Source organism: Mesorhizobium sp. GW821-FHT07A06, from assembly GCF_059419085.1.
Genome location: NZ_JBWKRC010000002.1, coordinates 666,952 through 686,187, shown reverse-complemented (window position 1 = coordinate 686,187; position 19,236 = coordinate 666,952). Strand labels below are relative to the sequence as shown.

Annotated in this window: 18 protein-coding genes; 15 read left to right on the top strand and 3 right to left on the bottom strand. The window is 63.8% G+C overall.

Annotation, left to right across the window (positions count from 1 at the left end):
* Positions 1 to 28 precede the first annotated feature (28 nt).
* Positions 29 to 1,048, top strand: a complete 1,020-nt coding sequence (locus tag AC07SZ_RS08700; protein ID WP_172373112.1) for an aliphatic sulfonate ABC transporter substrate-binding protein — start codon at positions 29 to 31, stop codon at positions 1,046 to 1,048.
* 42 nt (positions 1,049 to 1,090) lie between these two features.
* Here the strand turns inward: AC07SZ_RS08700 and AC07SZ_RS08695 are convergent, their stop codons facing one another.
* Positions 1,091 to 2,119 carry a LacI family DNA-binding transcriptional regulator gene (locus AC07SZ_RS08695; protein WP_494913963.1) on the bottom strand — a complete coding sequence of 343 codons (1,029 nt, stop codon included), beginning with the start codon at positions 2,117 to 2,119 and terminating at the stop codon, positions 1,091 to 1,093.
* A gap of 357 nt (positions 2,120 to 2,476) precedes the next feature.
* On the opposite strand from AC07SZ_RS08695, the gene AC07SZ_RS08690 reads away from it, so the two are divergent.
* The 14 genes from AC07SZ_RS08690 to AC07SZ_RS08625 all read left to right on the top strand — a co-directional run bounded on the left by AC07SZ_RS08690 (position 2,477) and on the right by AC07SZ_RS08625 (position 16,631).
* Positions 2,477 to 4,090 (top strand): extracellular solute-binding protein, encoded by a 1,614-nt coding sequence (locus AC07SZ_RS08690; protein ID WP_172373123.1) that lies wholly within the window; start codon positions 2,477 to 2,479, stop codon positions 4,088 to 4,090.
* Positions 4,091 to 4,171: 81 nt separating this feature from the next.
* Entirely contained in the window at positions 4,172 to 5,032 is an 861-nt protein-coding gene (locus AC07SZ_RS08685; protein ID WP_056571715.1) for a carbohydrate ABC transporter permease, read from the top strand.
* Positions 5,029 to 5,988, top strand: coding sequence for a carbohydrate ABC transporter permease (locus AC07SZ_RS08680; RefSeq protein WP_056571718.1), 960 nt, complete (start codon positions 5,029 to 5,031; stop codon positions 5,986 to 5,988). The genes AC07SZ_RS08685 and AC07SZ_RS08680 overlap by 4 nt, the downstream gene beginning before the upstream one ends.
* A complete protein-coding gene (locus AC07SZ_RS08675; RefSeq protein ID WP_056571721.1) occupies positions 5,985 to 7,076 on the top strand; it encodes an ABC transporter ATP-binding protein in 1,092 nt (363 codons plus the stop codon). The genes AC07SZ_RS08680 and AC07SZ_RS08675 overlap by 4 nt, the downstream gene beginning before the upstream one ends.
* A gap of 3 nt (positions 7,077 to 7,079) precedes the next feature.
* On the top strand, positions 7,080 to 8,141 hold the full coding sequence (locus AC07SZ_RS08670; RefSeq protein WP_494913962.1) for an ABC transporter ATP-binding protein: 1,062 nt from the start codon (positions 7,080 to 7,082) through the stop codon (positions 8,139 to 8,141).
* Positions 8,142 to 8,176: 35 nt separating this feature from the next.
* Positions 8,177 to 9,262, top strand: coding sequence for a Gfo/Idh/MocA family protein (locus AC07SZ_RS08665; protein ID WP_172373127.1), 1,086 nt, complete (start codon positions 8,177 to 8,179; stop codon positions 9,260 to 9,262).
* A gap of 56 nt (positions 9,263 to 9,318) precedes the next feature.
* Complete coding sequence (locus AC07SZ_RS08660) at positions 9,319 to 10,233, top strand: sugar phosphate isomerase/epimerase family protein (protein WP_056571731.1); 915 nt, start codon at positions 9,319 to 9,321, stop codon at positions 10,231 to 10,233.
* A 56-nt stretch (positions 10,234 to 10,289) separates the two neighbouring features.
* A complete protein-coding gene (locus tag AC07SZ_RS08655) occupies positions 10,290 to 11,234 on the top strand; it encodes a sugar ABC transporter substrate-binding protein (RefSeq protein ID WP_056572147.1) in 945 nt (314 codons plus the stop codon).
* A 58-nt stretch (positions 11,235 to 11,292) separates the two neighbouring features.
* Positions 11,293 to 12,297, top strand: coding sequence for an ABC transporter permease (locus AC07SZ_RS08650; RefSeq protein WP_494913961.1), 1,005 nt, complete (start codon positions 11,293 to 11,295; stop codon positions 12,295 to 12,297).
* Entirely contained in the window at positions 12,294 to 13,076 is a 783-nt protein-coding gene (locus AC07SZ_RS08645; protein WP_162258925.1) for an ATP-binding cassette domain-containing protein, read from the top strand. Before AC07SZ_RS08650 ends, AC07SZ_RS08645 begins: the two co-directional genes overlap by 4 nt.
* 10 nt (positions 13,077 to 13,086) lie before the next feature.
* The gene (locus tag AC07SZ_RS08640) at positions 13,087 to 14,268 is read left to right on the top strand and encodes an aldose 1-epimerase family protein (RefSeq protein WP_494913960.1); all 1,182 of its coding nucleotides are present in this window, start codon (positions 13,087 to 13,089) and stop codon (positions 14,266 to 14,268) included.
* Between the two features lie 85 nt (positions 14,269 to 14,353).
* The gene (locus tag AC07SZ_RS08635; protein WP_056572152.1) at positions 14,354 to 15,436 is read left to right on the top strand and encodes a fatty acid desaturase family protein; all 1,083 of its coding nucleotides are present in this window, start codon (positions 14,354 to 14,356) and stop codon (positions 15,434 to 15,436) included.
* Positions 15,437 to 15,466: 30 nt separating this feature from the next.
* Positions 15,467 to 15,778: a MocE family 2Fe-2S type ferredoxin gene (locus tag AC07SZ_RS08630; RefSeq protein WP_494913959.1), complete on the top strand. Its 312-nt coding sequence runs from the start codon at positions 15,467 to 15,469 to the stop codon at positions 15,776 to 15,778.
* 49 nt (positions 15,779 to 15,827) lie between these two features.
* Positions 15,828 to 16,631 (top strand): 3-methyl-2-oxobutanoate hydroxymethyltransferase, encoded by an 804-nt coding sequence (locus tag AC07SZ_RS08625; protein WP_056571743.1) that lies wholly within the window; start codon positions 15,828 to 15,830, stop codon positions 16,629 to 16,631.
* Here AC07SZ_RS08625 and AC07SZ_RS08620 read toward each other — a convergent pair whose 3' ends face one another.
* Positions 16,632 to 18,140, bottom strand: a complete 1,509-nt coding sequence (locus AC07SZ_RS08620; protein WP_056571745.1) for an HAL/PAL/TAL family ammonia-lyase — start codon at positions 18,138 to 18,140, stop codon at positions 16,632 to 16,634.
* Positions 18,137 to 19,138: an ornithine cyclodeaminase family protein gene (locus AC07SZ_RS08615; RefSeq protein WP_494913958.1), complete on the bottom strand. Its 1,002-nt coding sequence runs from the start codon at positions 19,136 to 19,138 to the stop codon at positions 18,137 to 18,139. Before AC07SZ_RS08615 ends, AC07SZ_RS08620 begins: the two co-directional genes overlap by 4 nt.
* Between the last annotated feature and the right edge of the window lie 98 nt (positions 19,139 to 19,236).

Here is a 19,236-nt window from a genome sequence, read left to right as displayed (position 1 = left end):
ATTCATTCCAATCAGGAAGGATTTTCCCATGACCAGCATCGCATTCGATGGATTTCGCCGGCTGCTCCTGAAGGGCGCCATTGCCGTCGTCATCGGCCTTGGCGGCATGCCCGCCTTCGCGCAGGACAAGCCCGATGTGATCCGCATCGGCAGCACCGCGCCCGGGCATCTCAAATTCATCCTCGCCCAGAAGGATGGCTGGTGGGACAAGGAATTCGCCAAGGACGGCATCAAGGTTGAATTGGTGACCTTCAATGGCGGCTCGGAGGCGACGACGGCGTTGGCCACCGGCGCCATCGAGGTGACCTATACCGGCAACAACCCGGCGCTGCGCGTCGCCGCGTCCGGCGCCGATGTCAAGCTGATCGGCCTGTCGAGCTATGTCAGGGCGGGCGGCTCCTACGTCGTCGTCAAGGCCAACTCGCCGCTGAAGACCCTGCAGGACCTCAAGGGCAAGAAGGTCGCTTATCTCACCGGCACGGTGAGGCATTCGAATTTCAGCAAGGCGCTGAACAGCGTCGGCCTGACCACGAATGACGTCGAGGGGCTGAACCTGCCTTTCGAGGCCTCCGGCCCCGCGCTATTGCGCGGCGACATCGACGCCATCGTCGAGACGGACTCGACAGCGGCCAAGCTGGTCGACACCGGCGAGGCGCGGGTGCTGTTCGACACAAGCACGCATCCGGAGTGGAACGTGCCCAACGTCATCTCGGTCAACGGCGCTTTCGCGGCGAAATATCCCGACCTGGTCAAGCGGCTGCTGAAGGTCGATATCGAGATTTCGCGCTGGGCCGACGCGCATCCCGACGAGACGATCAAGATCTTTGTCGAGGCGACCAAATCGTCGGAGAAGTCAGTGCGCAAGACCTATGCCGACGGCGTGTTCCACCAGGATCCCAAACTCACCGACGACGCCATCGACGCCTTGAAGGGCGAGGAGAAATTCATGGCTGGCGCCGGGCTTTTGAAGGGTTCGATCGACTACGGCAAATGGGTCGACAAGAGTTTCGTCGACGCCGCCGCCGCGCAGGTCGCCGCCGTCCAGTAAGTCAGAAGCGTCGGGCGGCGCTGCGCCGCTCGTCCCGATCCGTCAGATTTCCGGGATGTTCTCCTTGAAGATCACCTGCAGCCTGGGCTGGTGCAATTCATAGGGGAGCCCCCGGACCGCATGGGTCAAGGTGTTGAGTGCTTCGCGGGCCTCGACGCGCGGGTTCTGGTCGATGACCGCGTCGAGCGTGCCGTCGAGCAGCAGGTCCTTGGTGCCGTCCGTCACCTCATGGCCGAGAAAGACCATGGATTGCGCACGGCCGCGCTCCTTGAGCGCGCGTGCGATGCCGGTGTTGCCGGCGCCGACATTGTAGATCGCGGCAAGGTCGGGGTGCCGCTCCAGAAGCGCCGATGCCTCCGAATAGGCCTTTTCGCGGTCGTCGAGCATCTCGCGCATCTCGACGATCTCGAGATTGGGGGATTCCTCGGTCAATATGTGCCGGAACCCCATCTCGCGTTCCTCATGGCCGCGATAAGACAGCGAGCCGGCGAACAGCGCCACCTTGCCGGGACGTTCCGGGCCCATGAAACGCTTGAGCAGATAGCCGGCCAGGCGACCCGCGGCACGGTTGTCGATGCCGATATAGGCGACCCTCGGCACATGCAGGATGTCGGAGGCGATGGTCACCACCTTGACGTCATTGGCCGACAGCGAGCGGATCGCCTCGCGTACCGTTGGATGGTCTAGCGCGATGACGCCGACGCCTTGCGTCTTGCCGCGCAGATCCTGCAGCAGACGGGCAAGCCGGTCTGGATTGAAGCCTTCAATCGTGGCGATGTGCACGTCGAGATCGGGGCGCGCCAGGGCCTGTGCCTCGATGTGGCGGTGCAGCATCTTGATGAAGGAGTTGGTGCCGGCCGGCAGCGCGAAGTCGAGCCTCATGACCTCGCCGGATGAGGGCCTCGGCGGTGCCCCGTTCGGACTTTCGGCGATGTAGCCGAGGCGCTGCGCCATTTCGAGCACGATGTCGCGCGTGCGCGCCCGCACGCCGGGACGGTTGTTGAGCACGCGGTCGACGGTGGCTGCGGAAACGCCAGCTTCCCGGGCTATGTCAGTCAGGGTGGAACGCACCGTCTTTCATCTCCTCAATGCATCAAGATCGTGCAATGCCGGCCGCCGGCATGATGGCGACGGCACCCGCTATCCGCGATTCTGATGGGAAATGATGTATCCGGCCTTGGCCGAAGCGCAAGCCGCCGGGCTAAATCAGGTCGCCTGACGGTTCGGAGCCGGGATGGGAAAGCACATTTCCCATCAATTCGAGGCATCAGGAGCGATGCATGGACCTTGGTATGACGCATTTCCTCGCCTTATTGCGATGTTGTGAGGTGTTTTGATTATTTATGATGTTGACAGCCTTCCGATACTGCCGTCAATATCCCTCATGGGCTCGTGGAGGAAACATTGAGCCCTGAGGGAGGAATTCCAATGTCTGATCTGATCCGCATATCGCGACGCCGATTGCTGGCGTCCGGAGGAAAGGCGGCGGCGTTCGTGGCCGCGGCCGGCATCGCACCGCAATTCATTCGTCCCGGCCGCGCCTTTGCGGCCGACGCGCTGGCGCCTGGCATGATCGGCGGCCCGACCGGTTTCGAGGGCGCCGAGCGTTATCAATACGGCGCGGACACACCGGAAGGCCGCGCCATCGAGGCCGCCAAGGCGCTGAAGGGCGCAGGCAAGGCGCCGGCTAGAATCGTGCTCGGCCTGTCGGACGGCTCGATCGGCCAGCTGACGCAGCCTTTCCCGGCCGGCGCGCCATCGATCAAGGAGCTGTGGGAAAAGGAAACCGGCATTCCGATCGAGATCGTCGGCCTGCCGAACGGCCAGGAATTCACCAAGACGATGCAGGATATCTCCACCAAGGGTGGGGCCTACGACATCTATTCAACCGAATGGAACCGCCTCGGCGACCTCGCCGAGACCGGCGGCATCGCCAAGCTGGACGACTTCGTCGCCCAGTACAAGCCCGAGTGGGACGATCCCAAGACCGGCTATGTCGACGGCGCCAAGGGCGTGTCGCTGCTCAACAAATATCGCGGCTCGAACTATGGCGTGTCGCTCGACGGCGACTTCCAGACCTGGGTCTACCGCACCGACCTGTTCGGCGACGCCGCCGAGCAGAAGGCCTTCAAGGACAAATACGGCTACGACCTGGCGCCGCCGAAGACCTGGAAGCAGCACAGCGACATCGCCGCCTTCTTCCAGCGCCCCGACAAGGGCCTGTTCGGCTCGACCGACCTGCGCAACCAGGGTTGGGGCTACACCAACTGGTACCAGCGCTATGTCTCGATGGCCTCGCCCAACCAGTTCCTGTTCGGCGACGACGGCAAGCCACTGATCAATTCCGAACACGGCATCGCCGCCACCAACGAATATGTGGAATCGCTCGTCCATCATTCACCGGATGCGATCTCATGGGGCTGGCCGGAGCAGTATGGCAATTTCGCCAAGGGGGGTGCCGCAATGACCTGCGCCTTCTCCAATCTGCCGAAATTCCTCGACAATGCCGGCAACAAGGATTCGGCCGTCACCGGCAAGATCGGCACGATGCTGCCGCCGGGACGCGAGATCGACGGCAAACTGATCAGCCGCTCGGTGCTGTGGTTCTCGCTGACCGGCATGGTCTCGTCGCAGTCGAAAAACCAGGAAGTCGCCTACCTCCTGCTGCAATGGCTGGGCTCGGCCCGCATCTATGCCTGGATGAGCGCCAATCCCGGCGGCTATCTCGATCCGTTCCGGCTTTCGGATTTCTCCGATCCGCTGGTGCGCCAGACCTATCATGCCTACCACATGGATGTGGTGCGCGAGACCGTCGCCCGCACGGTGCCGACCATCAACTATCCCGGCGCCACCGCCTTCCACAACGCGCTGGACGAAAACCTCATGGCCTCGCTGACCAAGGCCAAGACCGCTGAACAGGCGATGGCCGACACCGAAGCCGAGTGGAAGAAGATCGCCCGGCGGATCGGCGAGGACAAATTGCTCGAAGCCATCAGAACCAACAAGGAGGCCTGGCCGACCGTTCTCGATCCGATCAGCTGATCCGTCTCCCTGGATCAGAGCCGGAGGGGAGGGCGAAAGCTCTTCCCCTCCGCAACCCATATCACCAGCAAAAGCAGCCAGATGAAGCGTTCCGTTCCTTTCGAGATATTCCGCTACGCCGCGATCCTCGCGGCGATGGCGGTGACGCTGGTGCCGATCCTGTGGATGGTGTCGATGGCCTTCAAGCCGATCGCCGAATGGTCGGCGACCGGTGTCGACCTGACCTGGTGGCCGAAGAACCCGACACTCAGCAATTTCCAGTTCGTCTTCGGCGAATCCACCAACAATTTGATCGTGGCGCTCGACCGCACCGCGCTGAAGCCGATCCTGTCGTCGCTGCTCTCGGCGGTGTTCGGCACCGCGATCGCCATGTCGGCGGGCACGGCCGCTGCCTACGGCCTGTCGCGCTTCGGCTCCGGACAGAATCTGCCGCTGGCGCTGATCCAGCTCAGGCTGTTTCCGCCGATGGCGGTGATGATCCCTGTCATGATCATGTGGTCGTTCCTGAACTTCACCGACAGCTGGTGGGGGCTGGCCCTGATCTACGGCATCGTCACCTTGCCGTTCGCCTTCTGGCTGATGAAGACCTTCTTCGACGACATGCCGCGCGAGATCGAGGAAGCCGCCCTGGTCGAAGGCTGCTCGCGGCTGCGCGTCTTCACCCGCATCACGCTGCCGATGATGCGCGCGCCGCTCGCGAGTGCTGCCCTCTTCGTCTTCATCCTCAACTGGTCGGACTATCTGATCGCGCTGCTTCTGACGACGCGCGAATGGGTGACGATCCCCGTCTACATGGCCTCGCTGTCGTCCTCGATGACCGGCCAGCTCTATGGTGCCAAGGCAGCGCTGGGGCTCATCGCCGCCGTGCCGCCGGTCATCATGGGCATCGCCATCCAGCGCCATCTGGTGCGCGGCCTGACTTTTGGAGCGCTCAAGCAATGAGCGCGGTGATTGCCACGATTTCGGAGGACGCGATGAAGGCCGTCCAGGCAAAGCCGGCGCCGCGCGATGAAGGAGCAAAGCTGGGCTTCCGGCTGACGCTGCCGGCGCAGATCCTGGTGCTGTTCATCTCGGTCTTTCCGCTGCTCATGCAGCTCTACATCAGCGTCACCGACTGGTCGCCGCTTTCGGGCCTCGGCTGGTGGAATGCCTGGGAGATGTGGAACAGCTTTGCCAACTATACGGACCTTGCCGCCGATGCGCGCTTCTGGAGCGCGCTGAAGCGCACGGCGATCGTCATGATCGTCTGCGTGCCGGCCGAATTCCTGCTGGGCCTGGCGCTGGCGACGCTGTTCGCGGACGATTTTCCGGGCAAGCGCATCTTCTATTCGATCCTGCTGACGCCGATGATGGTGGTGCCGGCGGTGGCCGGCTACATGTTCTTCATGCTGTTCCAGTCCGGCGGCCCGGTGAACGACATCCTGTCCGCCATATCAGGTACACAGGTCACCATCGCCTGGCTGTCGGACCCGACGCTGGCGCTGATCGCGGTGATGATCGCTGATATCTGGCAATGGACGCCGCTGATGTTCCTGATCTTGCTTGCCGGCCTGGTCGGCGTGCCGGAGGACCAGATCAAGGCGGCTACCTTGCTCGGCGCCAATCCTTGGCAGCGCTTCGTCACCATCGTGCTGCCGAAGATGAAGACCATCATCATCATCGCGCTGGCGATCCGCGTGATCGAGAACTTCAAGATCTTCGACACGCTCTACATCATGACCGGCGGTGGTCCCGGCGTCGCCACGGAAACGATCTCGGTCTACATCTACAAGGTCACGACGCAGGACCTGATCTGGGGTTATGTGGCGGCGATCGCGCTGGCCATCCTGATCGTCCTCTCCGTCGTCGCCGTGTTCGCCATGAAGCGCATGGCGCGGGCAGGGCAGGTGGCGGCATGAGCGCGATCCAGCTGCGCAACCTCACCAAGACATTCGGCGACTTCACCGCGCTGAAGACGATGGACCTCGACATAGCGGATGGCGAGTTCATGGCGCTGCTCGGGCCATCCGGCTGCGGCAAGTCGACCACGATGAACATGATCGCCGGCATGGAAGAGCCGACCAGCGGCAAGATCCTGTTTGGCGAGCGCGACATGGCCGGCGTGCCGATGGGCCGGCGCGGCGTCGGCTTCGTCTTCCAGAATTATGCCATCTTCACCCATATGACGGTGCGCCAGAACCTGGCCTACGGGCCAAGAATGCGCGGTGCGGCGAAAACCGAGATCGACCGACGCGTCGGCGCCATTGCCGAGCTGCTGCAGCTGACGCCGCTGCTCGACCGCAAGGCCGACCGGCTGTCGGTCAACATCTTGCAGCGCGTGGCGATCGGCCGCTCGGCGATCATGGAGCCGGCGATCTTCCTGCTCGACGAGCCGCTGTCCAATGTCGATGCCGCCTTCCGGGCCGTCATGCGCACCGAGCTGAAGCAGCTGCAGCGCCAGTTCAGGCAGACCATGGTCTATGTCACCCACGACCAGCTCGAAGCCATGACCATGGCCGACCGCATCGCCGTCATGGACCACGGCGTTCTGCAGCAGGTCGGCACGCCGCTCGAAGTCTACAACAATCCGGTCAATGTCTTCGTCGCCCGCTTCATCGGTGCGCCGGGCATGAACCTGCTCAAGGGCAAGCCGGCGGAGAGTGATCGCGGGCTTGTCGTCGATCTCGGGCCGCTGGGCATCACGCCGCCGCTGCCGGACGAGTTGGCGGCCACCTTGCGCGGTGCCAGTGGTGACGTGCTCTACGGCTTCCGGCCGGAGCAGGTGGCCCTGGCGCAGGACGGCCGCGGTCTTGCCATGCCTGTCACCTTCGTCGAGCGCATCGGCGCGCGCACCATCGTCCATCTCGGCCAGGGCGAGGGCGCCGTGAAGGCGGTCTTCGACAATGATGTCGGGCTCTCGATCGGACAAACAGCGGTTGTCGCGCCCACGGCGGCGTCGGTGCGCATCTTCGATGCCGCCAGCGGCCTTGCGATGAGGGTGGATTGAGCCATGGCCGACATCGTCTTCCGCGACGTGACGAAACGATACGGTGCAACGCTCGCCGTGGACGATGCGTCGTTCACCGTCAACGACAACGAGTTCTTCTGCTTCTTCGGGCCGCCGCTATCGGGCAAGTCGACGATGCTGCGCCTGGTGCTCGGGCTGGAGAGCCCGGACGCCGGAGAAATCCTGATCGGCGGCAGACCGGTCAACACGGTATCGCCGGCCGAGCGCAATGTGGCGATGGTGTTCCAGAACCTGGCGCTGTTCCCGCATATGAGCGCGCTCGACAATGTGCGCTTTCCGCTGGTCGAACGCGGCGTCGCCGAGCTCCAGATCAAAAAGCGCGTCGCCGACGTCGCGGCCAAGCTGCATATCGGCCACATCCTGCACAAGCCGCCGGCGCAGCTTTCGGGTGGCGAGCGGCAGCGCGTGGCGATCGCGCGTGCGCTGGTGCGCGATCCCAACGCCTATCTGATGGACGATCCGATCTCGGCGCTTGATGCCAGGCTTCGCGAGGAGACGCGTGTCGAGCTGAAGCGGATCCAGCGCGAACTCGGCAAGACGCTGATCTATGTCACCCACGACCAGGAAGAGGCGATGTCGATCGCCGACCGCATCGCCATACTGGAGAATGGCAAGATCCGGCAGATCGGTGCGCCGGCCGAGATCTATGACCGGCCGGCCAGCACCTATGTGGCGCGGCTGCTCGGCTCGCCTGTCATGAACATCCTGAAATCGGCGCGCGGCGAGGGCGGTGTCGAGGCGGCTGAAGGCACGATCCGGATTGCCGACAAGACTGCTCCCGCTGATGCCGTCGAGATCGGGTTGAGGCCGGAAGACATCAAGGTCAGACCCTGGGCGGACGGGGGCTCGGGCCGCCCGGCGCGGGTGTTCGAAGTCGAGCCGCTCGGCGGCTACACCGTCGTGACACTCGCTGCCGGGCAAGCGCGGCTGAAGGCGCTGTTGCGCGGCCAGCCCGACATCAGGCCTGACGCCATGGTGGCGATATCCTGCGAGGCCACCCGCGTGCATTATTTCGGACAGAGCGGAGGCGCGTTGTCGAGATGATTGCGGCCGCAAGGACAGAATTTCGGGAGGAAGACATGGCAGCCAAAGGCTTCGAACCGGACGTGAAGGTCCGCACAAAGGAATACAGGATCGGTTGCGTCGGTGCCGGCATGATCATGGCGGAGTGCCATCTCGCCGCCTACAAGGAGGCCGGCTTTCCAGTCGTGGCGATTGCGTCGCGCACGCGGGCGAATGCGCAGAAGGTCGCCACGCGCTGGGGCATCCCGACCGTGCACGACACGCCGGAACGGCTGATCGAGGACACGAATGTCGAGATCATCGACCTTGCCTTCCCGCCCGATCTGCAGCCGGCGCTGATCCGCCACGCGCTGAAGCAGAAGCACATCAAGGCAATCCTGGCGCAGAAGCCGCTGGCGCTGTCGGTCGAGGAAGCCGTCAAGCTGCGCGATGAAGCGGCGAAGGCCGGCAAGATCCTCTCGGTCAACCAGAACATGCGCTACGACCAGTCGATGCGCGTCTTGAAGCAGATCATGGACAGCGGCGCGCTCGGCGACATTGTCTTCGCGCAGATCGACATGCACGCCATCCCGCACTGGCAGACCTTCCTCGAGGATTACGACCGGCTGACGCTCGCCAATATGAGCGTGCATCATCTCGACGTGCTGCGCTTCCTGTTCGGCGATCCCGACGAGATCACGACGCTGACGCGCAAGGATCCGCGCACGACATTCGACCATCTGGACGGTATCACCGTCTCGACGTTGCGTTTCCCGTCCGGCGTGCTCGCGGTTTCGCTCGAGGATGTCTGGTCCGGCCCGCGCCAGGAGGGATACAAGGACGACCAGCACATCAACTGGCGCGTCGACGGCACGAAGGGTGTCGCCAAGGGCACGATCGGCTGGCCGACGGGTGCGGCCTCGACGCTGACCTATGCCTCCGCGGAAACCACCGGCGGCGAATGGGTCAGCCCAAGCTGGGACACGATGTGGTTCCCGCATGCCTTCATCGGCGTGATGGAGCAGCTGCAGCACGCGGTGAAGACCGGCACGCCGCCCGCGCTCTCCGTCGCTGACAATGTCAAGACCATGGCGCTGGTCGAGGCGGGATACCGCTCGATGGCATCGGGCCGAACGGTCAAGCTTTCCGAAATCGCTATCTGATCACCGCAACCGAAACACCAGACAACTGAATCGCTTACAGGGAGGAATTCAAGATCATGATGCAGGCAGGTATTTTCACGGGCTATTTCCCGTACGGCCTCGAAGAGACGGCGAAGAAGATCCGCGGCCTCGGTTTCAACACGGTGCAGCTCGATCTCCACTTCAAGGATGTCGACCTGTCGGCCGGACAGATCACGCAGGACAAGGCGAAGAAGGTCCGCGACGTCTTCCGCGACCACAACCTGCCGGTCTGCTGCGTGTCGGGCTACACCAACATCATCCATCCGGACAAGGCCGAGCGTGACAAGCGCGTCGGCTATCTCAAGGAGATCATCCGCAACGCCCGTCATTTCGGTTCGCCTTACGTGATCTCGGAGACCGGCACCTACAACACCGAATCCGACTGGGTCCATCATCCCAAGAACAAGACTGAGGAAGGTTTCGAGGAATGCCGCAAGGTGATCGCGGACCTCGCGCAGACGGCTTATGACCACGGCGCGGTCTTCCTGCTCGAAACCTATGTCAACAACGTCGTCGGCTCGGTCGAGGAGACGGTGAGGATGTTCGCGCAGGTCGACCACCCCGGCCTTGGCTTGCTGATGGACCCCACCAATTATTTCGAGACGCACAATATCGACAGGATGGACCAGATCCTGAACCAGGTGTTCGACACGCTGACCGACAAGATCAAGATCGCGCACGCCAAGGACGTCAAGCGCTCGGGCGATGACAAGTCGGAGAAGCACGCCGATATCGGCGACGCCGATGCGATGGAAAGCCATACGTTCCGCGGCGTCGGCGAGATCGAACTGCCGGCGCCGGGCCTCGGCTCGCTGAACTATGATCTCTATCTCAAGCGGCTGGCTGAGAAGCATCCGAACATCCCGGTGATCATCGAGCATCTGTCGGAGGACGACGTGCCGCGCGCCAAGAAATTCCTCGACGGGAAATTCCGCGCCAACGGCCTTTGATGATTGTTTCGCGCTGCCGGTTCGCGGCCGCTCGGCTCCAAACAAGGGAGGAAAGAATGTTGAAATTCGCTTGGAAATTGGCGGCCGCGGCGACGGTGCTCGCCGGCGTGGCCCTCGGCACGACGGCGCAGGCGGCGGAGGGCCAGAAGACCTTTTATCTGCTGTCGCATGGCGGCCCCTCGGATGCGTTCTGGATCGACTGGAACGCCGGCGCGACCAAGGCCTGCGACCAGCTCAAGGTGACCTGCAAGATCTCTTTCAGCGGTGGCGACATGGCGGCGCAGAAAGAGGCGTTCAACTCGGCGCTCGCCGCCAAGCCCGACGGTATCGCCACAACCTCGGCGCAGCCGGGGCTTTGGACAGAGGAGGTCAAGGCTGCAAAGGCTGCCGGCATCCCGATCGTGTTCTTCAACACCGACGATCCGGCGACGGGCCGCCAGGCCTATGTCGGCGCCGACCTCAAGGAAGCCGGCGCGGTCTGGGCCAAGTACCTCGTCGACCACAAGATGGTGAAGCAGGGCGACAAGGTGTTCCTGCCGGTGGAAGTTCCCGGCGCCAGCTATCAGCAGTTGGAGACGGAAGGCATCGCAAGCGTTTTCGATCCGTTGGGGATCAAATACGACGTCGTCGATTGCGGCACCGATCCGGCCGGCATCATCGCCAAGATGACCGACTATATGGTGGCCAACAATCCGCCGGCGATCATCGCGCTCGGCGATTCCGTGGCGGCCAGCGTGAAGCGGGTGTTCGACGGTGCCGGCGTGCCGGCCGGCAAGATCCCGGTCGTCGGCTGGGGCAATTCCAAGGAGACGGCGCAGGCCGTCAAGGACGGCTTCGTCAACGCTGCCGCCTGGCAGTACCCGTCGGCGCAAGGCTTCATGCCGGTGGCGTTGCTCGGGCTGGCCGCATCGGGTGAGCCGATCGGCTACGACATCCACACTTTCGGTCTCTACGACGCCTCCAGCGTCGACCCGATCCTGAAGCTCTACGACAAGAAATGATAAAAGCAGCGCCCGCTGCGAAAGCGGCGGGCGTCTTTCAAGCATGGTTCAAACAGTCATGACGATCGCCGCAGAAGACGAGATGCCTGTCGGGAAACGCAGATCGAGCCTGATACGCTCGCCGCAATTTTCCTCGCTCATCATCCTCATTGTCCTGCTGGCGGTGTTCGCCATCGCCGACCGCAACTTCCTGTCGCCGCTCAACATCTCCAACATGATGGCGTTCCTGCCCGAGCTCGGCATCATCGCGCTCGGCATGACGCTGCTTCTGACGGCGGGCGAATTCGACCTGTCCGTCGGCGCGGTGTTCGGACTGGCGCCGGTGGTGGTGATGCTGCTGGTGCAGAACGGGGGATTGGATATCGGCATCGCCCTTCTGGCCGGCCTTCTCCTGTGCATCGCGATCGGCGCCATCAACGGGCTGATCGTCACCAAGATCGGCATTTCGTCTTTCCTGGTGACGCTGTCGATGCTGCTCGTCGTACGCGGCGCGGCCCTCTACATCACGCAAGGGTTCCCGCTGAAATCCTGGGACCAGCCCGGCTTTTTCGTGACCCTGCTGGCGGGCAGCTTCAATGTCGGTTCGTTCCGCTTCTATACCTCGCTGTGGTGGTTCATCGGCCTGTCGCTGTTTGCCATCTACATCCTGCGCTACGCCAAGCTCGGCAATTGGATCAGCGCCATCGGCTCCAACCGCAACGCGGCGGTGGCGCGCGGCGTGCCGGCGGACGCCGTCAAGATCTGGCTGTTCATCGCGACCTCGGTGCTGGCCGGTCTTGCCGGCATGATCAGCGCCTTCCGCATCTCCGCCGCTTCGCCGGTGGCCGGTACCGGCTACGAACTGGAAGTCATTGCCATGGTGGTGGTCGGCGGCACGGCGCTGACCGGCGGGCGCGGCACCATCCTCGGTACCATCGTCGGCGCGCTGATGCTGCGCGCCATCCGCAACGGCATCGTGCTGATCGGCGTGCCGGGGCTGGCCTACAACATCTTCGTCGGCCTCATCATCCTCGCCATGCTGATCCTGCACGCTTTGCTGCAGAAGAACGCCGCAAGGAGCTGATAATGGACGTGCTTCGGCTGCAGAATTTGCAGAAATCCTTCGGCAGCGTGCGTGCGCTGAAGAATGCCTCGCTGACGCTCAGGGAAGGCGAAGTGGTGGCGCTGCTCGGCGACAATGGCGCCGGCAAATCGACGCTGATCAAGGCGATCTCGGGCGTGTTCCCCGTCGACCGAGGCGACATCTATGTGCGCGGCGAAAAGGTCTCGATCCGCTCGACCCGCGATGCGATGGACCTCGGCATCGAGACCATCCATCAGGACACGTCGCTGGCGCCGGATCTCAGCATCGCGCGCAATCTTTTCCTCGGTCGCGAGCCGGTCAATTTCGGCTGGCTCGGCGTGTTCGCGCCGCTCGATCTCGCCAAGCTGCGCAAGGCCGCTTCCGAACTGCTCAAGCGCGTCGGCATCTCGAAGAAACTCGACGCCGATGCGCTGGTTTCGACGCTGTCGGGCGGCGAACGCCAGTCGATCGCCATATCGCGCGCCATGCAGTTCGCCGCCAAGGTGATCATCCTCGACGAGCCGACCAACAATCTCGGCGTCGAGGAGACCCATGGCGTGCTGCGCTTCGTCAAGGAAGTGCGCGACGCCGGCCATTCGGTGCTTTTGATCACCCACAACATCCACCACGTGTTCCAGGTCGCCGACCGCATCATCGTCATGCGGCGCGGCGAAATCGTCGCCGAACAGATCGTCGCCGACACCGACCTCTTGACCGTGGAAAGCATCATCACCGGCGCCGACATGTCGGCCTTGCTCAAAGAGGCGAGGGCAAAGTGAAGGGCGTCGCATGGTAGAGCTTTACGGCAAGACGCTGTCGCGAAGGCAAGTGGCGGAGCGATCCGGCATGCTGTCGCAATTCGCCGGCGTGCGGCTGATGACGCTTGGCGACGGCGTGGAGCGCGGCATCCGCATGCTGGAGTTCCGCACCGGCTCGGGCCTGCGCTTCACGGCGCTGGTCGACCGGGCGCTTGATATCGCCGATTGCGAGTTCAAGGGCCTGGCGATCGGCTGGCATTCGCCGAGCGGCTTCCGCCATCCGGGTCTGCACGACTATGAGGGAGAGAGCGGGCTCGCCTGGGCACGCTCCTTTTCCGGGCTGCTCGTCACTTGTGGCCTCGACCACATATTGGGCCGGGAAGAGGTGCCGGCCGAAAACTACAACTACCCCGGCAAGAGTACCGTCACCCATTCGCTGCACGGCCGCGTCGGCACCATTCCGGCACGGCTGACCGGCCATGGCGAGCGCTGGGAGGGCGACCGCTGCGTGCTGTGGGCCGAAGGCATCGTCCAGCAGTCGGCGGTGTTCGGCGAGGATCTGCATCTCATCCGTCGCATCGAAGCCGATGTCGGCGGCAACGAGATCCGGCTTTCAGACCGTGTCGTCAATCACGGCTTCAACCGCACGCCGCATATGTATTTCTACCACATCAATGTCAGCCATCCCCTGCTCGACCAGGGTTCGCGCTATCTCGCGCCGATCCGCGACGTGGTGTGGGCCGGTCATGCCGGCGAGCGCTACAAGGCGCAGAAGGTCGGCTATCGCACAGCGCCGGAACCGCGAATGGGGTTCAGCGAGCAGGTCTGGCAGCATGAGATGGGCGCCGACGCAAAGGGCGAGGTTCCGGTGGCGGTGGTCAACGACCGCCTCGGACTCGGTTTCGAAGTGGTGACGCGCAAGGACCAGCTGCCTTGTGCCTATCAATGGCAGAATTTCCAGGCCGGGCAGTATGCGCTGGGCATGGAGCCTTCGACCCATCATGTGCTCGGCGATCTCGCCGCGCGCGACCGCGGCGAGATGATCTGGCTGGAGCATGGGGAAAGCCGGGCCTACGATGCGGTGTTCCGGGTGCTCGACGGTGCGGGTGAGATCGCGGCCGCCGAAAACCGGATCGCGGCCATCGCCCGGCAGCCAAAGCAGGATTATCCTCAGCCTTCCGGCAATTTCCCAAGATTGGCGGGCAGGGCATGAGCGCTACATTTATCCAAAGCAAGCCCTCCGGCCGGCGGACCGGGTTGCCAGCGGTGCATGACGATTGGAGGTCGATGTGACGACGATGGCAAAAAAGCGCGATTACAGCCTGGTCGGCGAAAGCACACGCAGGGCGATCGAGACCGGCCTGGCCTCGGCCGAGTGGTACCACACCGACGTGCCGCGCAAGGCGATGAAGGAACTGATGCAGCGCTCCGATGGCCCGGCGATCCGCGACACGGTGATCTGGCTCGCCGCGATCCTGGGCTCGGCCGCCGGCATCGTCTGGTTCTGGGGCACTTGGTGGGTGGTGCCGTTCCTGTTCGTCTATGGCGTGCTCTACGGTTCGTCGAGCGATTCGCGCTGGCACGAATGCGGCCACGGCACGGCCTTCCGCACGCGCTGGATGAACGATGTCGTCTACCACATCGCCTCCTTCATGCTGATGCGCAATCCCGTGCAATGGCGCTGGAGCCATGCCCGCCACCATACCGACACCATCATTGTCGGCCGCGACGCCGAGATCGCCGTGATGCGTCCGCCGGATTTGTTGAAGGCGGCGCTCGCCTTCACCGGCATTCTCGATTTCCGCTATTCGCTGCCGACGCTGGTGCGCCAGGCCTTCGGCACGCTGTCGGCGGAGGAGAAGAGCTACATCCCCGAAATGGAACAGCACAAGGCCGTGGTCGCCGCCCGATGGCACGTGGCCATATATCTCGCGACGATCGTTCTTGCGATCGCGCTGAGGTCATGGATACCGCTGGTGCTGATCGGCCTGCCGCGCCTTTACGGCACCTGGCACATGGTGACGACCGGCCTGCTGCAGCATATCGGCCTTGCCGACAATGTCGTCGACCACCGGCTCAACACGCGCACCGTCTACATGAACCCAATCAGCCGCTTCATCTACTGGAACATGAACTATCATGTGGAGCATCACATGTTCCCGATGGTGCCGTACCACGCGCTGCCCAGGCTGCACGAGCTGATCAAGCACGATCTGCCTGAGCCGAACCCGTCGATGTGGCATGCCTATCGCGAGGTCTGGCCGGTCCTGCTCAGGCAGCTGAAATACGAGGATTTCTACCTCAAGCGCGAATTGCCGCCGACGGCCAGGCCCTATCGCGGCGAGTTCCACGAGGTCGATATGTCGGCGGCCGCCGAATAACGATCGCGAGTGTTGGCAGGAGACTGAAAGATGGCCGATTGGGTTGAAGCGTGCGCGGTGGACGACGTCGAGGAGGAGGATGTCATCCGCTTCGACCATGGCGGCCGCACCTTCGCGGTCTACCGCTCGCCGGATGATCAGTTCTTCGCCACCGACGGCTATTGCACGCATGAGAAGGCGCATCTGGCCGAGGGGCTGGTGATGGACGACATCATCGAATGCCCCAAGCATAATGGCCGCTTCAACTACAAGACCGGCCAGGCCAAGGGCGCGCCGGTCTGCGTCAATCTCGCGACCTATCCGGTGAAGATCGAGGCCGGTAAGGTGATGATCCAGATTTGACGCGCGGCAACCGACCCAGCACGTGGCAAGCAACAGAGAGGATGTTTTAATGAGCCGAAAGAGACCGACCGTCGCCGATCTGCGCGCCATGAAGGGCAAGCGCCAGCTGACCATGCTGCGGGTGCTGACGCTCGACGAGGCGGAGGCCGCCGAACGGGCAGGGGTCGACATCGTCTCGGTGCCGCCCGAACTGGTGCTTAACCCGCAATATCGCGATGCCGCGCCCAGCCTGTTCACCATGCCGGGCGAGAATTTCTTCGAGATCGGCACGGCGGATGATTTCCTGCGCTGGGCGTTCCGGCTCTACAAGGCCGGTGCCGACGCCGTCTATTGCAGCGCCGGCCATGCCACGATCAAACGGATGGCCGACGATGCCATTCCCGTCATCGGTCATGTCGGCCTCATACCATCCCGCGCCACCTGGACCGGCGGCTTCAAGGCGGTCGGCAAGACCGCCGATACCGCTCTTCAGGTCTTCGAAGCGGTGAAGCAACTGGAGGCCGCCGGCGCCATCGGCGCGGAGATCGAGGTGGTGCCGGTGGAGGTTGCCAAGGCAATCTCGGAGCGGACCTCGCTGATCATGCTGTCGATGGGGGCGGGCACCGGCTGCGATGCGCAATATCTGTTCGCCGAGGATATCCTTGGCCAGAACCGGGGTCACATGCCGCGCCACTCCAAGGTCTATCGCAATTTCGCCGCCGAATATGACCGGCTGCAGGCGGAGCGGGTGGCGGCATTCTCCGAATATGTCGCCGACGTCAACAGTGGCGCCTATCCGGAGGACAGGCACATCGTGCACATGGACCCGGCCGAGCTCAGCCTGTTCATGAAAAAGGTAGACGCAAGGAGCTGATTATTCGGCTTCCTGGCTGACCATTGCGGCGCCTTGCCACGCTCCATCGGCGAGCATGGCGTGGAGCAGCTCGGCGTCGGTTCCCAGCGGCCGGTCGTCTTTCAGCATCGATACATGCGCGCGCACCGCCGCATAGATCGAGCCAGTGCGTGGCCCCAGCGTCGACCCTTCACGCAGGTCGACGGCCTGGGCGGCAGCCATCAGCTCGAAGGCTATCAGCCGCCGCCATAGCGCGATCATCCCGGCGCATTTCGCAACGGCGAGGGGGGACTGGGTCGCATGGTCCTCGACACCTTCCGATACCGGCAGGAAGTCGAGCATCACAGGATTGGCCTTGTGGCGAATGGCGGCCAGGATCGATGTCGCCGTCTTCTGCAGGGGCACGAAGCCGGCCGACGCGCCGCCGACCGGCGACAGATATTTCGCCAGGCCGTTGCGTCCCGAGCCGGTGAGCTGAATGAAGCGGGCGACGCTCGCGGCGGCGCATTGCGCGATCGCCAGGCTGAGTGTCTCGAAAGCGAGCGAAAGGGCGGCCGTGTGGAAATTGCCGGTCGACAGCACCAGTTCGTCATCGCCCAGCACCAGCGGGTTGTCGGCGGCGGCATTAAGCTCGATCTCGACGGCACGTTTAGCCTGGCCGATCGCCTCGATCAGCGCGCCGTGGATCGACGGCATGCAGCGGATCGACAGCGGATCCTGCAGGGTGGTCGGCGCCGGCGGCTCGTCGCGGGCCAGCAGATCATGCAATATCTTGGCGGCTTCCTGTTGGCCGGCCGCCGGGCGTGCCATGTGCAGGCGCGGATCGAGGATGGTGCGGTTGGCGCCAAAACCTTCCATGGTCAGCGCGCCGGCCTGCTGCTGCTGGGCAAGCGCCGACAGCGCGTCAGTTACCGCAAGCGCGCCGCAGCCGGAGGACACCGCCGATGCGTTGATCAGCGACAGCCCGTCCTTGGGTGCCAGGCTGATGGGCGCGAGGCGGCCCATCATCAGCGCCTTGGCCGCCGGCATGCGACGGCCCTGATAGTCGACTTCGCCTTCGCCGATCAGCACACGGGCAAGCGCGGTCATCAGCACGAGGTCGCCGGCGCCGATCGAGCCGAGTGACGGCATGACCGGATGGACACCGGCATTGAGCACGTCGACCAGAGCGACGAAGACAGCGGGAGAGAGACCGGAGCCGCCGGCCGACAGCATCGCCAGGCGAGCGACCATTGTTGCCCGCACCGCCTCAACCGGCAGCGCCTCTCCCACCGCGCCGCTGCGCCCTTCCAGCAATTGCCGCTGGAAGGCACTGGCGTCGCCCTCGACCGCCGTGCCGAGATTGGCGCCGAGCCCGGTGTTCAGCCCGTATATGGGCTGGCCGGAGGCAGCGGCCTGGTCGAGCACTTTGCGTGCCTTGTCCAGCCTGCCGAGGACATCGGGGCCGATCTCCACCTTGCGGGCTCCGCGGGCGACGGTGGCGATATCGCCGACACTTACGGCGGCTCCGGTGAGGACGAGCGCGCTCATGCGAAACGCAGCCTCTGGCCGATGCCTTTTTCTCCTGCCTTGGCCAGCATCGCCTTGCCGAGCGCAATGTCGGACAGCGACAGGCCGCGATGCCAGAACAGGATGGTCTCGTCGTCGCTTTGCCGGCCCGGCTTGAGGCCGGCGGCGATCTGGCCAAGCTCGGCATGCAGCGTCTTTTCACTCAGCCGTCCGGTCTCGACATGGGCGCGCAGCGAACCGAACTTGCCGCCCTTGCACTGGCCCCAGTCGTCGACCACCATCTTCTGCATGATGTCGGTCAGCGACAGCTCCACCGCGCTCATTGTGCCATAGGGTACGACCAGGGCGCCGGGCTTGATCCATTCGGTCTTGAGCAGCGGCCGAGGCTCCGGCAGCCGCGAGGCCTCGACAACGATGTCGGCGCCTTCGATGCAGCTCTTCCAGTCGGCGACCGCCGTCACTTTCTTGCCGAGGTCGCCGGAGAGCTTGGCGGCAAAGCCGTCCCGGCTTTCCGGGCGGCGCGAATGGACGCGGATCTCGTCGAAGTCGAAGAGATGGTCAAGCAGGCGCACGTTCCAATAGGCGGTGCCGCGCGCGCCGATATGGGCGAGCACCTTGGAGTGCTTGCGTGCCAGATGCTTCGCGCCGATCGCTGTGACGGCGCCGGTGCGCATGTCGGTGATGACGGTGGCATCGAGGATGGCACGCGGCGTGCCGGTGCGCGGATCGAACAGGTTCAGAATGCCGAATTCAGAGGGCAGGCCATGCAGATAGTTGTCGACGTAGTCGCCGACGATCTTCACGCCCGCCGCGTCGAGTGGCGCCACATAGCCGCGCAGCACATTGAAATGGCCGTGGAAGGATGGGTCCGGTTCCAGGTGAACACGCGGTTCGATCACGGTCTGGCCCTTGCCCTGAGCGACCAGACCGGCCTCGACGGCGGCAATGATTTCGCCGTCGGTCATGGCAAGCGCATCGATGTCTAGAGCATTGAGATAGTCGATGTAGATGGGCTTCATTTATGCGCGCCCTTTCCTCGGTCGCCCCGCCCATCCCATAGCAGGCCGCGAGGCGACACGAAAGTTTGTTGCGCTGGCTATGGACGCAGTCGGCCAAA

Bases quoted from the DNA above. Each gene is read 5' to 3' on its own strand.
- AC07SZ_RS08665 (WP_172373127.1), top strand. From the start codon at position 8,177: ATGGCAGCCAAAGGCTTCGAACCGGACGTGAAGGTCCGCACAAAGGAA.
- AC07SZ_RS08660 (WP_056571731.1), top strand. From the start codon at position 9,319: ATGATGCAGGCAGGTATTTTCACGGGCTATTTCCCGTACGGCCTCGAA.
- AC07SZ_RS08670 (WP_494913962.1), top strand. From the start codon at position 7,080: ATGGCCGACATCGTCTTCCGCGACGTGACGAAACGATACGGTGCAACG.
- AC07SZ_RS08700 (WP_172373112.1), top strand. From the start codon at position 29: ATGACCAGCATCGCATTCGATGGATTTCGCCGGCTGCTCCTGAAGGGC.
- AC07SZ_RS08625 (WP_056571743.1), top strand. From the start codon at position 15,828: ATGAGCCGAAAGAGACCGACCGTCGCCGATCTGCGCGCCATGAAGGGC.
- AC07SZ_RS08680 (WP_056571718.1), top strand. From the start codon at position 5,029: ATGAGCGCGGTGATTGCCACGATTTCGGAGGACGCGATGAAGGCCGTC.
- AC07SZ_RS08675 (WP_056571721.1), top strand. From the start codon at position 5,985: ATGAGCGCGATCCAGCTGCGCAACCTCACCAAGACATTCGGCGACTTC.
- AC07SZ_RS08640 (WP_494913960.1), top strand. From the start codon at position 13,087: ATGGTAGAGCTTTACGGCAAGACGCTGTCGCGAAGGCAAGTGGCGGAG.
- AC07SZ_RS08620 (WP_056571745.1), bottom strand. From the start codon at position 18,140: ATGAGCGCGCTCGTCCTCACCGGAGCCGCCGTAAGTGTCGGCGATATC.
- AC07SZ_RS08655 (WP_056572147.1), top strand. From the start codon at position 10,290: ATGTTGAAATTCGCTTGGAAATTGGCGGCCGCGGCGACGGTGCTCGCC.
- AC07SZ_RS08690 (WP_172373123.1), top strand. From the start codon at position 2,477: ATGTCTGATCTGATCCGCATATCGCGACGCCGATTGCTGGCGTCCGGA.
- AC07SZ_RS08630 (WP_494913959.1), top strand. From the start codon at position 15,467: ATGGCCGATTGGGTTGAAGCGTGCGCGGTGGACGACGTCGAGGAGGAG.
- AC07SZ_RS08685 (WP_056571715.1), top strand. From the start codon at position 4,172: ATGAAGCGTTCCGTTCCTTTCGAGATATTCCGCTACGCCGCGATCCTC.
- AC07SZ_RS08635 (WP_056572152.1), top strand. From the start codon at position 14,354: ATGGCAAAAAAGCGCGATTACAGCCTGGTCGGCGAAAGCACACGCAGG.
- AC07SZ_RS08615 (WP_494913958.1), bottom strand. From the start codon at position 19,138: ATGAAGCCCATCTACATCGACTATCTCAATGCTCTAGACATCGATGCG.
- AC07SZ_RS08650 (WP_494913961.1), top strand. From the start codon at position 11,293: ATGACGATCGCCGCAGAAGACGAGATGCCTGTCGGGAAACGCAGATCG.